This window comes from Neisseria sp. P0007.S010, from assembly GCF_051962875.1.
In the GTDB taxonomy this organism is placed as follows: domain Bacteria; phylum Pseudomonadota; class Gammaproteobacteria; order Burkholderiales; family Neisseriaceae; genus Neisseria; species Neisseria subflava_A.
The window spans coordinates 1-252 of the sequence record NZ_JBQCUX010000057.1; the positions used below are offsets into that span (position 1 = coordinate 1).

A 252-nucleotide genomic window follows, 5' to 3' on the forward strand; every position below is an offset into this window, starting at 1 on the left:
ACTGGCAAGGCTTACTGATTTAAGCATTGCCTGTTGAACCTCAAGAAAGCCACCTTCGGGTGGCTTTCTGGTTTTTTGGGCGCAAGCGGGTATCCTGATGCCCTGCCGAGGAGAGTGAAATGGCCTACGATTTTGATCTTTATGTGATTGGCGCCGGTTCCGGTGGCGTTCGGGCGGCACGCTTTGCCGCAGGATTTGGCGCAAAGGTCGCCGTGGCGGAAAGCCGCTACCTGGGCGGTACCTGTGTCAACG

Annotated in this window: 1 protein-coding gene; it reads left to right on the forward strand. The window is 56.7% G+C overall.

Annotated features, from left to right (window positions below):
• Positions 1-119 precede the first annotated feature (119 nt).
• Positions 120-252, forward strand: a 133-nt coding sequence (locus ACTHR7_RS10890; protein WP_440370818.1) for an FAD-dependent oxidoreductase, incomplete at its 3' end; no start/stop codon positions are given.